The sequence below is a fragment of the Lacrimispora sinapis genome, from assembly GCF_043633585.1.
GTDB classification, from domain to species: domain Bacteria; phylum Bacillota; class Clostridia; order Lachnospirales; family Lachnospiraceae; genus Lacrimispora; species Lacrimispora sinapis.
The window spans coordinates 1049520-1066145 of sequence record NZ_CP141832.1 but is presented as its reverse complement, the minus strand read 5'-3'; the positions used below and the strand labels follow the sequence as shown (position 1 = coordinate 1066145).

Genomic DNA, 16626 nt, shown 5'->3' with positions numbered 1-16626 from the left:
TAATTTGTAAAATTTTCCAAATAAAAATTTTATGTACCGGATGCAGCCTTCTTTTAATAGCCTCTTATTTCATAAACAATGTACTCATAATCAAAGGTATAGCCAAGCTTTTCAGAAAGTGCCACAGAACCTAGATTCTGGGCATCCCAGCTTGGATACAGCCCTCTGTTCAGACACTCCAGGATCAGCTTTGCCCCACAGGCAAGAGCCGCTCCCCGGCGTCTGTAATCTGCTCTCGTATCAATCTCAATCTCGATTCCGCCGTTGTATACAGTATACGAGGACGCGCCAGAAACCACCTGGCCTTCCACCAGGGCGGCAACGCCAAGCCCCCGCCTTTTATAGTCCTCATATCCATCAAATTGGGAGCATAAATCTCTGGACCATGACTCTGCCATGATCTGGTTATAAAGCTCCCGGTCAATCATGCGCAGAGAAAAGGGTGCCGGAAGCTGCTCAACAATTTTTTCCAGATGCTCCCGGTCAAATCCATTGGGATTTTTCTTAATGGCATAGCGGGTCATCTTTTTTGCCTGGGACTGCCAGACCTCTTCGATTGCAGATGCCCATTTATCATCTCTGGGTACCATAATGATGAAGTCGGATTCCCGTCCCGACGGTTTGTTACGGATCAGCTCTTTGTCCGGCTTTCCAGAAAAAAAGCAAAAATCTCCTAAGACCACCTGAGCGGACTGTGGATCAGCCCCGTCATCCGCATAGGCCCTTCCCATGATCCCCTGAAGACAGGACCAGATCATGGTTTCTTCCCAACCGGAAAACAAAGGCTCTAAAATCGATTGATCACTTATTTCCACAATGCTCAATGTTTACATTTCTCCTTCCTGTTATTCACGCCTGCGGCAAAAGCAGGAAAGTTCATGATCGTTTATAACACCTACTGCCTGAAGATAAGAATACATGGTGACAGAACCTACAAACGCCATACCTCTCTTTTTTAAGTCCTTTGAAAGGCGGTCCGAAAGTTCGGTTTTAACCGGAAAGTCATCATCCTGATTCAAGATGATTTCTCCATTTGTAAATCCCCATAAATAAGCTGAAAAAGATCCGAATTCCTCTTGAATCTGCAAGAAGACTTTGGCATTCTTTACCGCGGCCTCCATTTTCTTCCGGTTTCTTATCAGTCCTGGATTTTGCATCAGCTCTTCGATTTTGTCTTCCCCGTAGGAAGCTGTTTTTTCTGCACTGAAACCGTCAAAGGCTTCCCGGAATTCCTCTCTTTTTCTCAATACGGTAATCCAGGAAAGGCCAGCCTGAAATGTCTCCAGAAGAAGCATTTCATATAGTTTCTTATCATCATGGACCGGCACGCCCCATTCTTCATCATGGTATTTTACGTAGACCGTGGATTTTTCATCAACCCAGAAACAGCGTTTTTTCTCCATTACCTTGCCAGTACCTCCGGTCCATCTTCTGTGATTAAAATGGTGTACTCCCACTGGGCGGACAGACTGCCGTCTTTTGTATAAATCGTCCAGCCGTCTTTGCTGTCCTGTACCACATCCGCCTTTCCTGCATTTACCATCGGCTCAATGGTAAAGACCATGCCAGGCACTAAAAGCATATCTGTTCCTCTTGTGCCAATATGGCTCACCCATGGTTCCTCATGAAACTCCAAACCCACTCCATGTCCGCCGATCTCCCGGACAACGGTAAATCCATTGGCATATATATATTCGGATATGACTGCACCAATATCCCCAAGATGTCCCCAGGCCCGTGCTTCTTTAAGACCTAAGTCCACGCTTTCCTTGGTCACACGTACCAGCTTTTCCGCTTCTTCAGAAACCTTTCCGATACAGTACATTCTGGATGCATCTGCATAATAGCCATTCAAAATAGTCGTTACATCCACATTGATGATATCACCGTCTTTTAAAATCCGCTCAGGGGTGGGAATCCCGTGGCATACGACATCATTGATGGAGGTGCATACGCTCTTTGGAAAACCTTCAAAATTAAGGGGTGCCGGGATTCCTCCCAGACGGATGGTATTCTCATGAACCAGGTTATTGATTTCCTGTGTACTGATTCCTGCCTTTATATGTTCTCCTACGATATCAAGGATCTGGTTGTTGACAATACCGGCCTCACGGATTCCCTGGATCTGCGCTGGTGTTTTTATCATTTTGTGGTCAGGGACTTCCTCTCCCATGATTTCATAATTCTCAATTCTTTGGTCAAATGCCAGATGGCAATTCTTATATTTTTTACCACTGCCACACCAGCATGCATCGTTTCTACCTGTTTTAAGCATTCGTTACCTCCTTCTTACTACTTCGTTTTATCATTTTTATGCCCGAATGTAAAGTCTTTCATTCAAATAAACAATGAGGAAAAATCCCATGGCAATTCCATATTTTCTATGATACAATTTATGGGTATTAGGGTCAAAGAGTTCAAGAAGGCTCAAAAAAGCACACGCAATGGAGGGACAAATGAAATTTGGATTTGATAACAACAAATATTTAAACATGCAGTCAGAGCATATCAAGAAGCGGATCGGCCAATTTGGAGACAAGCTTTATCTGGAATTTGGAGGCAAACTGTTTGATGATTACCACGCTTCCCGAGTGCTTCCGGGATTTGAGCCTGACAGCAAACTCCGTATGCTGATGCAGCTTTCTGACCAGGCAGAAATTGTGATTGCCATTAACGCTGCCGATATCGAAAAGAACAAGATCCGTCATGACCTGGGCATCACTTATGATGTAGATGTATTCCGTCTTATTCAGTCCTTTACGGATAAAGGACTTTATGTGGGAAGTGTTGTAATTACCCAATATTCCGGTCAGAAATCTGCCGATGTGTTTAAAAAAAAGCTGGAAAAAGCAGGAATCCGCGTGTACCGTCACTACATCATTGATGGTTATCCAGGCAATATTCCTTTTATTGTCAGCGATGAGGGATACGGCAGAAACGATTATATAGAAACAACGAAACCGCTTGTTATCATTACTGCTCCCGGTCCGGGCAGCGGAAAGATGGCCACCTGTCTTTCCCAGCTCTATCACGAGAACAAGCGGGGCACCAAAGCCGGTTATGCAAAGTTTGAAACCTTCCCGGTCTGGAACATTCCCTTAAAGCATCCGGTAAACCTGGCTTATGAAGCCGCAACTGCTGACTTAAACGATGTAAATATGATCGACCCCTTCCACCTGGAAGCCTACGGAAACACTGCGGTCAATTACAACCGGGACGTGGAAGTTTTTCCTGTGCTCAGTGCGATCTTTGAAGAGATTTACGGAGAATGTCCTTACAAATCTCCTACCGATATGGGAGTGAATATGGCCGGTTTTTGTATCATTGATGATGAGGTCTGCAAAGAAGCTTCCAGACAGGAAATTTTAAGGCGTTACTATCAGGCACTGTTAAGGCTTGCAAAAGATATGGGTTCCAAGGATGAGGTATATAAAATCGAGCTGCTTTTAAAACAGGCAAAAATCACCACAGACAAGCGGCAGGTGGTAAAGGCTGCCAATGCGCTGGCTGAGGCAAAAGGCTCTCCCTGCGCCGCCCTGGAACTGGAGGATGGCACTGTCATTACGGGAAAGACCACCAATTTACTGGGAGCTTCCGCCGCACTTCTGCTCAATGCAGTCAAGGTCCTGGGGCAAATCCCCCATGATGTCCATCTGATCGCTCCGTCTGCCATTGAACCCATTCAGAAATTAAAAACCAGGTATCTTGGAAGTAAAAACCCAAGGCTTCATACCGATGAAGTCTTGATCGCATTGTCTACCTGTGCCGCCACTGATCCAAAGGCTCAGACCGCGCTGGAACAGCTTCCCAAATTAAAGGGCTGCGAAGCACACACCTCCGTCATCCTCTCCGATGTGGATATGAAGATCTTTAAAAAACTGGGAGTCAATCTGACCTGCGAACCATTATATGAAGAAAAAAATATTTACCATTAAATAAGCAGGTGTGCTGCAAAAGAAAAAAAATTCCTTTTGCAGCACACCTGCTTAATTTTCTAAGCTATTCACTTGTTTTTCCACCATGCTCTTCACTCCGGTCCGGTCTACCAGAAGAGCCGCTGCAAGCTCCCCGTAGAGAAGTTCCTGAGCCATGTTAAAGTAAAAATCATCCTTTGCCGTACTTTTCTTTCCTTCAGCCAGCCGTTTCTGTTTCTTCAAATAGAGGGTTTTTATGATCTGCATCCAGCCGGAACATTCATTTTTCTGCATAATCTCTTTGTATTTTCCTTCTCTCTGCCTGTCATCGAGCACCCATATGGTCTCCATTTCCGGAATCCGGTCAATGAGTTTTAAGGCTTCCTCTCTGGTAAAGGCCGCTCTCATCTGGGCCTTCTTATTGTCTACGGGTGTATAAACCGCACTCTGCTGCTCCTCATAAAGCGGCTTTAGAGTATAATAGAGCCGATCCTCATCCGCTGCCGACATGGTAAGGCATCCAATATCCTTCACTTTACAGATCCCATGGGTACCGTACATAACCAGATCATTTACCTGAAACATAACACATTCCTCCTGACTGAATGACACACAATAATACCAAAGTTACAACTACTCTACCATTAAGTGTAACACTTTGAACCCTGTTTTGTCAGTACTATTTTGGTTTTTTACTATTTTCGTGAAATATCACTAGGATTACCCCCTATATTATTTGTGCAAATTCATTAAAATTCCCACAAAAACACCCCAAATACTCAGACACATTTAAAATGTCAGATATTTGGGGTGCCTTATGTTATGCTTCTTTCCCAGCCACCAGCTTCACTGCTGCACTGGCTCCTACCCGGCTGCAGCCTGCCTCAATATATGCCCTCAAGTCTTCCAGGGTCCGCACGCCGCCGGCTGCCTTGATCTTTACCTCCGGACCGATGTGCTTTTTGAAAAGTGCAATATCGGAAAGGGCTGCCCCCGCGGTACCAAAACCGGTGGAGGTCTTAATATAATCTGCTTTTGCAGCAGTCACTGCGTGACACATGGCGATCTTCTCTTCCTCGGTCAAGTAACAGGTTTCAATGATGACTTTTAATATTTTATCACCAACTGCCTGTTTCAGTTCCCTGATCTCATCCTCCACTTTGCCGTAATCCCCGTTTTTCACATCGCCTATATTAATTACCATATCCACTTCCGAAGCTCCGTCTGAAACCGCTTTCCTGGTTTCCAGGACCTTTGCTTCCGTTACGCTGTAACCAAGCGGGAAACCAACTACCGTACAGATATTAAGGGTTGGAAATTCTTTATGTACTCTGCTGATGTAACTGGGAGGGATACAGACAGAGGCCGTCTTATATTCTACGGCTTCCTCACAAAGCGTTTTGATCTCCTTCCAGGAAGCAGTTGCTTTTAACACGGTATGATCGACGTAACTTAACATTTCTAAATCTGTCATTGGTTTTAATTCCTTTCTGCTATATCAGGCGTTCAACGCCATTTTTTGTAACTCTGGCATAGATAAGGGGAATTTCATGGGGCTGGTCTGCGCTGATGGTTACGGCTCTTAACATCTCTTTTTCGGAAACAGCAAACAGCTCCTCCTCTGATGCATAAAGAACAGCAATCACATCTCCCTGGCAGACCCGATCCCCCACCTTTTTTTTCAGTTCAATTCCGGCAGTATGGTCAATGACGCTATCCTTGGTAAGCCTTCCAGCCCCCAAAAGGGAGGAAGCGATTCCGCACTGTTCGGTGTTCATACGGGTGATATACCCGTTCTTTTCGGCTTTTACCTCTTTATAAAACGGCGCCGTTTTAAAGAGTGACGGGTCCTTTATGACAGAGGAATCTCCTCCCTGAGCCTCTACCATTGCAATCAGACGATTCCGTGCACTGCCATCCTCTATGGCTTTTTCCGCCATGGTTCTGCAAGCCTCAAGGCTGCCCTTTCCTGCCAGATAAAGCATTCCGGCCGCAAGCTGCAGGCAGATCTCCGTCAAATCCTCTGGCCCGTTTCCATTCAGCGTCTCCACCGCTTCTATGACCTCTAAGCTGTTGCCGATCCGGTTTCCCAGCGGAATATCCATGTTGGTGATCAGTGCCATGGTCTTCCTGCCGGCATGCTCACCAATGGCTACCATCTTCTCCGCTAAGGTAACGGAGTCCTCCAGAGTCTTCATAAATGCTCCGCTTCCGGTCTTCACATCCAGCAGGATACAGTCGCTTCCTGCTGCCAGCTTCTTGCTCATAATGGAGGCGGCTATTAAGGGAATACTATCCACAGTTGCCGTCACATCCCTAAGGGCATAAAGCTTTTTATCTGCCGGAGCCAGATTGCCGGATTGACCGATCACAGAAAGTCCTGCCGTATTTACCACATGAAAAAATTCTTTTTCCGTCAGTGTGGTCTTCATGCCTGGAATGGACTCCATTTTATCCACCGTCCCTCCCGTATGGCCTAAGCCCCTGCCGGACATCTTTGCCACCTTGACACCACAGGCAGCCACCACGGGTGCCACCACCAGCGTGGTCTTGTCACCAACGCCTCCGGTGGAGTGTTTATCCACTTTGACGCCTTCAATAGGGGATAGATCCACCATATCCCCGGAGTGCGCCACTTCATTGGTGAGTATGGCTGTTTCCCTGTCATCCATCCCCTTAAAGTAAATGGCCATCAGCATGGCTGACATCTGGTAATCAGGAATCTCTCCCTTCACATAGCCAGACACCATAAAACGGATCTCCTCCTCACTCAGAGTTTCTCCATTCCGTTTTTTTGCAATAATATCATACATCCTCATGGTTTCCAAAGCCTCTCATTCTTTCAGCTGGATTTTAAATTCTCATTTGTGAAGCCCAACGGGAGCATATCCTTTAAGGCATATACCGAAGTCTTGTCTCCGGCTCCCAGTATGATCAAAAACTCATCCGGATCACAAAATTCAGCCATTACCTGCCTGCAGACTCCGCAGGGAGCACAAAATCCGCCTTTTTCCCCTTTTTTATTCCCTACAACCGCAATGGCTTCAAACTCCGTAACGCCTTCTGACACTGCTTTAAAAAATGCCGTCCGTTCCGCACAGTTCGTCGGAGAATAAGACGCATTCTCAATGTTGCAGCCCCGATAGACCGTTCCGTTTTTTGCAAGAAGGGCTGCTCCCACAGAAAAATTGGAATAGGGGACATATGCGGCCTTCTGGGCTTCATAAGCTTCCGCAACCAGCATATTTTTTGTTGTTTCATCCAGTTTCAAAAACGTACCTCCTGTTATTTTGCTACTTCACTTAAAAAACTTTTTCCTGCGATATCGCCTTTAACTCCAAATAAATCCAGCACAGTGGCTGCGATATCTGCAAACGTATCCTTGGTTCCCACAGAAACACCTGCCTTAATGCCTTCCCCGTAAATGAGCATTGGCGTATACTCTCTGGAATGGTCTGTGCTGGGCGTTCCGGGATCACAGCCGTGGTCTGCGGTGATGATGAGCACATCCTCCGGACGCATGGCTCCTAAAAATTCTCCCAGCTGCACATCAAAATCTGTAGCTGCCTGAGCATATCCCCTGACATCGTTGCGGTGCCCGTATACCATGTCAAAATCCACCAGATTCACAAAACAGATTCCACGGAAATCATCCTTCTGTGCCTCTAAAGTCTTTCTCATACCATCGGTGTTATTGACAATAGAGGTGGTTTTATCAATACTTTTTCCTGCGAAGATATCATAGATCTTACCGATTCCAATGGTATCATAGCCAGCCTCCTTTAAACAGTCCAGCATGGTGGTCTTAGGGGGAAGCAGAGAGAAATCATGGCGGTGGGGCGTTCTTTTATATTCCGGATAAGTCCCTTCAAAAGGTCTTGCAATGACACGTCCTACGCTGTGTTTTCCTTTTAATATCTCCCTTGCGATCTTACAATAGCGGTAAAGCTCTTCTAAGGGAACCACTTCTTCATGGGCTGCGATCTGGAACACACTGTCCGCAGAAGTATATACAATCAAATCTCCGGTCTTAACATGTTCCTCACCGAAATCCCGGATGACATCGGTTCCGGAATAAGGCTTATTGCACAATACACCCCGTCCGGTCTGCTTTTTAAATTCTTCAAGAATTTCATCCGGAAAACCATCCGGATATGTGGGAAGAGGTTCCTCCGATATAATTCCTGCGATCTCCCAATGGCCAATGGTGGTATCCTTTCCCTGAGAGCTTTCTCTCATACGGCCGTAGGAGCCAATAGGAGCAGATTCCTTTTCCCCGGCTGTCACTCCATCTATATTGAACATTCCCAGTTTTTTTAAGTTGGGGGTGTAAAACTCTTCTGCCTTTGCAATGCTTCCCAGTGTATTGCTCCCTTCATCATGGAATTTGGCAGCGTCAGGCGCTTCCCCGATTCCAAAACTGTCCAGAACAATTAAAAATACCCGTTTTGTTTCTGACATATTCTTTCCTCCTGTTGCGAAAAGGGATTGCTCTGCAATCCCTTCCCCGGTTCATCAAATTTTTTCAAATCTTTCTACATCTGTTACAAATATAGTAGCTCCGCCAAGTTCAACGGTCATGGGCATCATCATAAAGCCTGATGATACGGATGCCAGATTCGGTGCCGGAACGTTCGTTGTTATTTTCTGGCGTTTTCCACAAGTGTCTTTAATAAGGGTGATGATTTCCTCTACCTGTTCATCCTCAGTACCAATCATTAACGTTGTATTTCCCTTTTTTAAAAAGCCGCCTGTAGTGGCAAGTTTTGTCACGCTGTACTGGTGTTCATTTAGCGCGTCAGTCACCCGGTTTCCATCATCGGAACTGACGATTGCATAAATAATTTTCATATCTGTCACCTCACTATTCTATTGGGCAAAACTGCATTTATCAGATGATTCTATTATAAAGCATAAAGAGAAAAAATAAAACAACCAATCTTTAATTATTTTTAAGTTTTCTGTTAATACCAATATTTTGCATCTTTTGAAGGAGTTTTTCATATATACGGTCCCTCATCCAAGGTTCCTTGACTGCCTTCAGACACGGTTCTAAGGAAAACCATCCTACGGCACTGTTTTCATCTTTCTTGTTCCGGATCTGCTGGTGCTCATCGGCCTCCAGCAAATAAGTCACATTCAGATGAAGATGGGAGGGAACATACACACCTTTTTTTTCGTGTCCATTCACCGTAAGGATTTCAAGGGAAAAAATATCCTTACAGACCGGTGTTACTTGTTTTATACCGGTTTCCTCCATAGCTTCTTTGACCGCTACTTGAAGCAAGTCCATACAACCGTCTGCATGCCCTCCGGTCCATGCCCAGGAATCATAAATATTATGATAAGCCATCAGCACTTTATCACGGGAGGGATTAACCACCCACGCCGATGCTGAAAAATGTGCTTCGTAATTATCCCGGTAAAAACAGGAGTCTCCCTGATGCAGATAGCGGAGAATGAGTTCCTTATCTTTTGTTTCCTGCTCATTGAATGGGGAAAAATCTTCCACAGCCTGTATTAAATTATCCCTCTGGTCCATGTTATTTCGTCTCCTTCTTCTTTTGTACTTCTTTTCTGTCTTCTTTTCATTCTGCTTTTCGTTCTTTTTTGGTCCTTTTTTTGTTCTTTCCCTGTTCTTTTCTTGTTCTTCCCTTTTTCAGTCATACTATATCATCTCTGGGATATATTTTAATGAGTAAATGAAATTGAGGTATTATATGGACTTATCAACTCTGGTATTTGAGGACAGTTCTCCATGGCCCTCCATTGAGGTCGATTCCAAAAACCAACGATATGCCGCAGCCATACTGTCTAACATCGGTGCTTGCAATTCTGAAATGTCAGCAATCAGCCTTTACGTTTACAACAGCCTCCTTACCAAAAGCTACTTCTCCGATATAGCGGAATGCTTCCATAGAATCGGTATTGTGGAGATGCATCATTTAAACGTCTTTGGTGAGCTTTCCATCCTGCTTGGAGCAGACCCCAGACTGTGGAGCTATCAAAATGGGCGTATGCAGTACTGGTCACCCGCCTGCAACCGCTACCCCACCAGGATCGGAGCCATTGTCACCAATGCCTTAAACGGGGAGCTGGAAGCCATTAAGAAATATCAGTCCCAGGTCCAGTGGATCGAAGACAGCAACATCAAAGCCATCTTAAACCGGGTTACTGCCGACGAACTGTGCCATGTGGAAATCCTCCGGTTCATTCTGGCTGAGCTTCATCAGGATTCCTTTATTCAATCTGCCGAGTTAAGAAGCAATGATAAAATGCCTGAAGATGCAGAGCCGGCTCAAAATGCTGAGGCTGCTGCTGAGGCTAAGGCTATTGATGATACTGAATCTATTGATGATTGATGCCGCAGCAGATAGCAGCAAGCTTGCATAATGAATTACTGTTTTTTATGGAAGGTCTGTATTTCCTCTGTTCTGATTTCCAGGCCTTCCTGATATCCTTTTTCCATCTTGTGTCTCGCCTTTCGGTTTTCCACAGTATCAAAAATAATGGAAAAGTCATAATTTTCCGGATACATCTGTGAAGCGGCAACCAGCCGTTTCACCCGCTTATGGTTGATCCATATTTTTTTATCCGGCATCTGGACCTGCATAACTCCCTGTTCATTGACCGGTCTGCAAACGATGCCTTTTTTGTTGTCCGGATAAATCATCACACTGTCACCTATGGCGAATAATTCTTTCATAGCAGTATTACTCTTTGCTGTCTTTTTCTCTTTCTCTATCCTTGGGCCTTTTGATGACTGGAATTGTTTTTCTCCTGGTTTGGAATCATGGATTGGGTGGTTCATGCTTTCCCATTCTCCATAGGCATAATTTCTGGCCTTTTCTATCATATCCTCAGTCATTCCAAGCCTTCTTGCGATGGCAAGAGCACAGCTTTCTCCCGCTTCCCCGATTTCCATACGATAGAGAGGTTTTAAGGTTTCCTTATCAAAAGCCATCCGTGCATTGGTGATGCCTTCTGTTTCTTTTGCATAGGTCTTTACTTCCGGATAATGGGTAGTAGCCAGGAATAAGCACCCTTTGTGCCGCAGTTCATCTAAAATGGCAATGGCAATTCCCATACCTTCCGCCGGGTCCGTACCGGAACCCAGTTCATCCATGATGACCAGGCTCTCTTTTCCGGCTTCTTCTAAAATCTTAAGCACATTGGTGATATGAGCAGAAAAAGTGGACAAATTTTCTGTAATGTTCTGACCGTCTCCTATATCACAAAGCACCTGACTGTTCATACACAGATCCGCTTTTTCACAGGGCACGTGAAGTCCGCATTGAGCCATAAGGGAAAATAATCCTACGGTCTTAATGGAAACGGTCTTACCTCCTGTGTTCGGCCCTGTGATCACGATGCCACGTTCTTTTTTCCCCATTTCAAAGTTGAGGGGCACCACTGTTTCCGGATTCATAAAGGGATGGCGTCCATTTGTGATCTGTATGATCCGATCCGTATGAATTGACGGTTCTATGGCATTCATTTCTTCACTCAGCCGTCCCTTTGCAAACAGAAAATCAAGCTTTTCTAAAAAGTGTTTATTCTTTTCCAACACCGGAAGATTCTCTTCCACCTCTGCGGTCAGGGTATAAAGAATCCTTCTTACTTCATTTTCCTCTTCGATCCGTAACAGCTCCAGTTCTCCGTTCAATGCTGCAATGACGGCCGGTTCGATAAACAGGGTGGAACCAGTCGAAGACTGATCGATCACGCTGCCCGGAACAGATGACTTATAATCTTTTTTTACCGGAAGGCAGATTCTGCCGTTTCTTATGGTAACAAAGGAATCTGAAAAATACTTTTTATTTGCTCTTAAAAGATTCTCTGCTTTCGTCCGAAGCTTTTCTTCCAATCTGCCTATTTCCTGACGGACATTCTTCAAACCCCTGCTTGCAAAATCCTCTACTCTTCCGTTTCTGATACTTTCATAAATGGCTCTGGAAAGCTCATCAAGGGGATCCAGCTCCAGTTCATAATAAGGCAGACTTAATTCCAGATGCTTGCAACGGTTCAAAAACTCCTTATAGCGTTTGACTCCCGTAAGCATAATCCCTGTCTGTTCCAGTTCCTCTGCAGTGAGGCAGCCGCCCTGTTTTGCAGTGGTTATAATGTCAGAAAGATCTTTCATTCCTACTGCGGGAGGCAGCCCCATTTGGTCCAGAATCGTTCGTGCTTCCGTGGTGTCCCGGAGATCCTTTTGCACCTGGCTTTCCTTTAAGCTGGGTGTTAAATTCCTGATTTGTTCTTTTGCCGCTTCCGTATGAGATAGGTTCTCTAATTTTTCTAATATCCGATGAAATTCTAATGTATGAAATGTTTGATCCATGTCTTTCTCCTTGTTTTATTCCTCTTTAAGATTCATAAAATCCATGGAGCATGACAGCAGTTAGCCGTTTATACAACAAAAAAACCTGTGAGATCACAAATCGACATCTCCCAGGTCTTAAACCTAATCCGTCTGTTTTGTATCTTCATGGGCAAAACAGGTACACAAAACAAAGGACAAGCCAGTCTGCTCTCCCTGTGTGATTCCTGTTCTCAATATAAAACTGCTTTATGCTCCATGTTCAGACACAATTAACATACACACACTTCCTATTCTTAATCTTTTATCAATATAACACGAATTGACCAGAGGGTCAATAAATTTCTTGCATTTTCCACCAGTCAGCAAGCATAAGAATTTCTTTCTCATTCAGGCAATGAATTAACGTTCCTTTTCTCATCTGACTAAGACATTCTTCATAATCCAGCCATAGTACGGATTCCACTTCTGACGCCTGAAGGACCAGATCATGTTCCTGAACGGGCTTATGGTAAGCATATACTTTGCTGATCTCATGATTGAAAAAGGGCTTTTCATGAAACTCAGTTTTATCCAGCTCCTCCCGAAGTCCTACATAGATAAGCTCATCCGGTTCTGCCTTGATTCCCAGTTCTTCCTTCAGTTCTCTGACTGCGGATTCCAGATAATCGCAGCCCGCCGGAATATGTCCTGCGGACGAAACATCGTAACAGCCAGGATATGAATCCTTGTCTGAACTGCGTTTTTGCAAAAGCAGGTCAAACCTTCCTTTTTCATTGGGTCTTATTACCCACACATGGGAAGTCCCGTGAAGAGTTCCTTCCCGGTGAACCATAAACCTGGCTCTTATTTTTCCTGTTCCATTGCCTTCAAGGTCCCGTTCCTCCAGAAGTTCCAGGGGAACTCCATTTAGAGAAGCGGCAGCCAGGGATTCTCCCTGGTATTGAAGTTTTAAAGAAAAGAAGGGCAGCTCGTCTTTTAAAAGTTCAAAAAATATCAAATCCCCTTCCCAAAGGGGAAGCTGTGATATTTTTTCTTTTGGGACCCATTCCAGTCTGCCTTCCCCGCATTCTTTTATGGTACCCTCAAACTCATCGGACGTATAGAGAAACATATATTCATCAGGGTATTGATCCGACACAAAGGTAACGATTCCTCGCTGTCGATAGGAAAGCAGATGAAGGCCGGTCTCTTCCCTGACTTCACGCAAAAGACATTCCTCCGGGCTTTCTCCTTCTTCCAGATGCCCCCCAACGCCAAGCCACTTGTCCTGATTTATGTCGTTCTTCTTTTTAATCCGGTGCAGCATCAGATAGGAGTCATTCTGTTCCATATAGCAAAGCGTGGTAAGATCCTTATGAGCCATCTTCTATCTCCATTCAGTTCTTTTCTGTAATTACTGTATTGTCGTTTAAATCCGGTTCCTCGTGCTTTACGCTTACGGCGGTTTCCCCTACCTCTATCTGAACCACACAATTGGTCTCCTGCTCTTCATAGATGACCGGTACTCGGTATAAACCTGGCGTATTCCAGTCACACCGGGTCAAATCGAACCGGAATTTGTTATAATCATAGAGTTCTGAGGAAAAATAATTTTCCGCTTTCAAGTCCAGAGCTGTTCCAACACTGGTTTTTGCATAAAAGGTGGTTGTGACATTCTCATCAAAGATTGGCTTTGTTCTGCTTTTAAATATTTGTAACAGCAGAAGAAAGACCGCAGCCAGAGCAAAGACTCCAAATACAACGAAACGAATCCCCATTTTTCTTTTATTTTGTTCCATTTACTCCTCCATACTCATTTCATTTTCCATTCATTTGGATACGTTCTGCTTGTTGCATGACAGCATAAAATAAAAAACCTGACTACAGGTTATCGCTACGATGACTGCAGTCAGGCAGGATACCTGGATATCAACCCGGTTAAAATTTTCGTATTCATCTTACCATAGAATTTTAAGGATAACATTTCTAGCTTTCTTAATTTTCTCTGAATTTTACTCAATTTCTCCTGGGAAATAATTGTCTCATTTGATTTAAAGTTGTTTATTTTATCTGGTATGACAGGTTGTACAAATTCACATCTGCAAACCGCAATTATACGATCCTTCTATCGTTATGGACCCATTGCCTGGCCACGGAAGGTAGATCACATTCTTCCTGGAAAACACTGTCCAATTATAATATATGTCTTGTCTGCAATCCCAGTGTATAAGGACAGGTTTCCGGCTTACACCTAATTATGGAAATCTATGATTCGTGATTGAGTAATTGATTTTTATTGTTTAAAGGCGTGTATGCTATGAAGTACAATATAACATAGGATAGAAATAAATGCGGTTGAAACTCAAAATTCAAAAACATTTGAAGGAATTGAAAGAACCCATCACCTAATATTTCGGAACTATCCAGATAATATTAAGCATTTAAAAGAAGATATTACTAAATTATTCAAATAAATACAGAGGAGTAGGTTGATTGTATCATTTTCCCCTATTTAATGACAATATCAATTAAAACAATCAAGATTCTTTCTATAAGAAAATTTATCATCTTACAATGGAACGGATTTGTATTTTAAAATCCTTCCCCGATCAGGAGGATGTAAGTTTTAAGCCGCAAATACCAGAAAAGATCAAAAACAGAAACAAGATTCTAAGCGTAGTAACCGGCTCATGGAAAATCAGCATACCTAAGATCGCGGTACCTAGCGCACCGATTCCGGTCCATATCGCATAGGCTGTTCCAATCGGCAGGGTTTTCGTTGCAAGTGCCAGCAGATAAAAGCTTACCATCATACCGCCGATGGTTATCAATGATGGCTTTAATCTTGTAAAACCCTGAGAGTATTTAAGCGCTACCGCCCAAACCACTTCAAAAATTCCTGCAATAATCAAATATATCCATGCCATTATATCACCTCCTTCTGTAACAACATAAAACTTGAGGATATCCGATTCATAACTCCCAGGCTTTTGTCCTTTTATAGCATAGCAATCATGCTATGAGCTTTTTCTCGGTCACTGTCCAAAAAACTGTGTGAGCCGAAAATTTTACTATGAAACTGACTTGTTTAATTTCAGTTCAAACCTGCAAACAATATATGGGATAATGATAAATCAGCCAAGAGTTTGAATGAATTTATCCTGATGCCCCGGAGCATAGTGTTTTTTTAATTTTTATCACTGCATTTGACCGCATCTATCGCCAATACTACCATCAGCGCGAGAAGACTGTCCTGTTCCTCATAGACATCAATGATATAGGTATCTGTAAAATTAAAAAGCTGTTTTTCAATCGTAGCGACCACACGACCGTCTGAAGTAAGAATTCGGTAATCCCACTCCCAAAAGCTGCCCTCCACGCGCCAGTCATTGCAGTCAACCGTAAAAGACGGCTTAAAAAATGTAAATTCCTTGGTAATGGTTCCTACGGTTTGCCCGTTCATCTGTATGGAAAAACGGGGCAGAAATGAGATTACCTGCTCTTTTAAGGTTGCCACATGATTCTCGTTGCGGTCATTGATTTCCAGCTTATGCCCCCATGCCAGCTTTCCTCTGACCGTATATACGGTTGCCCCGCTTTCCTCGTATATGTCATAGCTGTCGAACCAGGAGAAAAAACGTTGTTTGAACATTAATTTCATTTGTTTGTCGGTTCCTTTCTTGTTATTGTTTTTAATATCGTTATTATCGAGATATCTCTCAATCTAACTTCTTCTCACACCATTCCGCCAAAACACACTCCTGGCATTTTGCCTTCCTTGCAGTACACACCGTCCTGCCATGATAGATCAATTGAAAATTAATCCGGTTCCAATGATCCTTCGGCAGTACCTTTTGCAGTTCCAGCTCCACTTCAGCCGGATTCTTCCCACATGCCCAGCCCAAGCGTTTTGATATGCGGAATACATGGGTATCTACCGTAACTCCCGGTATTCCATAGAGATCAGCCAGAAATAACGTGGCCGTTTTTCTGCCCACACCTGCCAGACAAAGAAGCCCGTCGATATCCCCAGGCACTTCTCCCCCCAGCTCTTCTACGATCTGCTGACAGCATTTCTTTAAATTCTTTGCCTTATTTTTATAAAGTCCGATGGAGCGAATGGCATCTTCGATTTCTTCCAAGGGTGCTTCTGCCATATCCTCTGCATTCTGAAATCGTGCAAATAACTGAGGCAGCACCTCTTCCACCTGCTTATCCGTACTCTGGGCACTAAGCATAATGGCGGCCAGCAGCTGCCATGGCTGCTTATGATAGAAGCCTTTTTTTGTAACACCATAGATTTCATCCAATTTATCCAGTACACCAATTACGTGTTCGTTTTTCATATGTATTTTATTCCTCCTGAAAATCTGATTTACTTCTGTATTATTTTCAAATGATTTTCAACGG

Annotated in this window: 19 protein-coding genes; 2 read left to right on the top strand and 17 right to left on the bottom strand. The window is 43.9% G+C overall.

Translation table 11 applies throughout. The features are described from left to right. Window positions 1-53 precede the first annotated feature (53 nt). The 3 genes from VIG27_RS04910 to VIG27_RS04900 are packed head-to-tail and all read right to left on the bottom strand — an operon-like array spanning window position 54 to window position 2275. Entirely contained in the window at window positions 54-815 is a 762-nt protein-coding gene (locus VIG27_RS04910; protein ID WP_394527404.1) for a GNAT family N-acetyltransferase, read from the bottom strand. Between the two features lie 30 nt (window positions 816-845). Continuing rightward, on the bottom strand, window positions 846-1403 hold the full coding sequence (locus VIG27_RS04905; protein ID WP_394525772.1) for a DNA-3-methyladenine glycosylase I: 558 nt from the start codon (window positions 1401-1403) through the stop codon (window positions 846-848). Next, window positions 1403-2275 (bottom strand): methionyl aminopeptidase, encoded by an 873-nt coding sequence (locus VIG27_RS04900; RefSeq protein ID WP_394525771.1) that lies wholly within the window; start codon window positions 2273-2275, stop codon window positions 1403-1405. Before VIG27_RS04900 ends, VIG27_RS04905 begins: the two co-directional genes overlap by 1 nt. Window positions 2276-2456: 181 nt before the next feature. On the opposite strand from VIG27_RS04900, the gene VIG27_RS04895 reads away from it, so the two are divergent. Continuing rightward, a complete protein-coding gene (locus VIG27_RS04895) occupies window positions 2457-3935 on the top strand; it encodes a DUF1846 domain-containing protein (RefSeq protein WP_394525770.1) in 1479 nt (492 codons plus the stop codon). Between the two features lie 51 nt (window positions 3936-3986). On the opposite strand, the gene VIG27_RS04890 is transcribed toward VIG27_RS04895, so the two are convergent. From VIG27_RS04890 to VIG27_RS04855, 8 genes are all read right to left on the bottom strand, one after another. Then, window positions 3987-4499, bottom strand: a complete 513-nt coding sequence (locus VIG27_RS04890) for a CarD family transcriptional regulator (RefSeq protein ID WP_394525769.1) — start codon at window positions 4497-4499, stop codon at window positions 3987-3989. Between the two features lie 235 nt (window positions 4500-4734). Further along, window positions 4735-5388 (bottom strand): deoxyribose-phosphate aldolase, encoded by a 654-nt coding sequence (deoC, locus tag VIG27_RS04885; protein WP_394525768.1) that lies wholly within the window; start codon window positions 5386-5388, stop codon window positions 4735-4737. Window positions 5389-5407: 19 nt separating this feature from the next. Continuing rightward, complete coding sequence (locus VIG27_RS04880; RefSeq protein ID WP_394525767.1) at window positions 5408-6733, bottom strand: pyrimidine-nucleoside phosphorylase; 1326 nt, start codon at window positions 6731-6733, stop codon at window positions 5408-5410. A 23-nt stretch (window positions 6734-6756) separates the two neighbouring features. Further along, a complete protein-coding gene (locus VIG27_RS04875) occupies window positions 6757-7185 on the bottom strand; it encodes a cytidine deaminase (RefSeq protein ID WP_394525766.1) in 429 nt (142 codons plus the stop codon). A gap of 14 nt (window positions 7186-7199) precedes the next feature. Next, complete coding sequence (locus tag VIG27_RS04870) at window positions 7200-8375, bottom strand: phosphopentomutase (protein ID WP_394525765.1); 1176 nt, start codon at window positions 8373-8375, stop codon at window positions 7200-7202. Between the two features lie 54 nt (window positions 8376-8429). Beyond that, window positions 8430-8765, bottom strand: a complete 336-nt coding sequence (locus VIG27_RS04865; RefSeq protein ID WP_394525764.1) for a cyclic-di-AMP receptor — start codon at window positions 8763-8765, stop codon at window positions 8430-8432. A 91-nt stretch (window positions 8766-8856) separates the two neighbouring features. Beyond that, window positions 8857-9456, bottom strand: coding sequence for an NUDIX hydrolase (locus tag VIG27_RS04860; protein WP_394525763.1), 600 nt, complete (start codon window positions 9454-9456; stop codon window positions 8857-8859). Further along, window positions 9435-9581 (bottom strand): hypothetical protein, encoded by a 147-nt coding sequence (locus VIG27_RS04855; protein ID WP_394525762.1) that lies wholly within the window; start codon window positions 9579-9581, stop codon window positions 9435-9437. Before VIG27_RS04855 ends, VIG27_RS04860 begins: the two co-directional genes overlap by 22 nt. Window positions 9582-9634: 53 nt before the next feature. Here VIG27_RS04855 and VIG27_RS04850 point away from each other — a divergent pair, with 53 nt between their 5' ends. Then, window positions 9635-10276, top strand: a complete 642-nt coding sequence (locus VIG27_RS04850; protein ID WP_394525761.1) for a ferritin-like domain-containing protein — start codon at window positions 9635-9637, stop codon at window positions 10274-10276. 35 nt (window positions 10277-10311) lie between these two features. On the opposite strand, the gene VIG27_RS04845 is transcribed toward VIG27_RS04850, so the two are convergent. The 6 genes from VIG27_RS04845 to nth form a co-directional block, all read right to left on the bottom strand. After that, complete coding sequence (locus VIG27_RS04845; RefSeq protein ID WP_394525760.1) at window positions 10312-12255, bottom strand: endonuclease MutS2; 1944 nt, start codon at window positions 12253-12255, stop codon at window positions 10312-10314. A 313-nt stretch (window positions 12256-12568) separates the two neighbouring features. Then, on the bottom strand, window positions 12569-13600 hold the full coding sequence (locus VIG27_RS04840) for an NUDIX domain-containing protein (RefSeq protein ID WP_394525759.1): 1032 nt from the start codon (window positions 13598-13600) through the stop codon (window positions 12569-12571). A 13-nt stretch (window positions 13601-13613) separates the two neighbouring features. Then, window positions 13614-14015 (bottom strand): ty transcription activator TEC1, encoded by a 402-nt coding sequence (locus VIG27_RS04835; RefSeq protein ID WP_394525758.1) that lies wholly within the window; start codon window positions 14013-14015, stop codon window positions 13614-13616. Window positions 14016-14825: 810 nt separating this feature from the next. Continuing rightward, a complete protein-coding gene (sugE, locus tag VIG27_RS04830) occupies window positions 14826-15143 on the bottom strand; it encodes a quaternary ammonium compound efflux SMR transporter SugE (protein WP_394525757.1) in 318 nt (105 codons plus the stop codon). A gap of 260 nt (window positions 15144-15403) precedes the next feature. Beyond that, on the bottom strand, window positions 15404-15877 hold the full coding sequence (locus VIG27_RS04825) for an LURP-one-related/scramblase family protein (protein ID WP_394525756.1): 474 nt from the start codon (window positions 15875-15877) through the stop codon (window positions 15404-15406). A 58-nt stretch (window positions 15878-15935) separates the two neighbouring features. Continuing rightward, window positions 15936-16562 carry an endonuclease III gene (gene nth / locus VIG27_RS04820; RefSeq protein ID WP_394525755.1) on the bottom strand — a complete coding sequence of 209 codons (627 nt, stop codon included), beginning with the start codon at window positions 16560-16562 and terminating at the stop codon, window positions 15936-15938. Window positions 16563-16626: the final 64 nt, after the last annotated feature.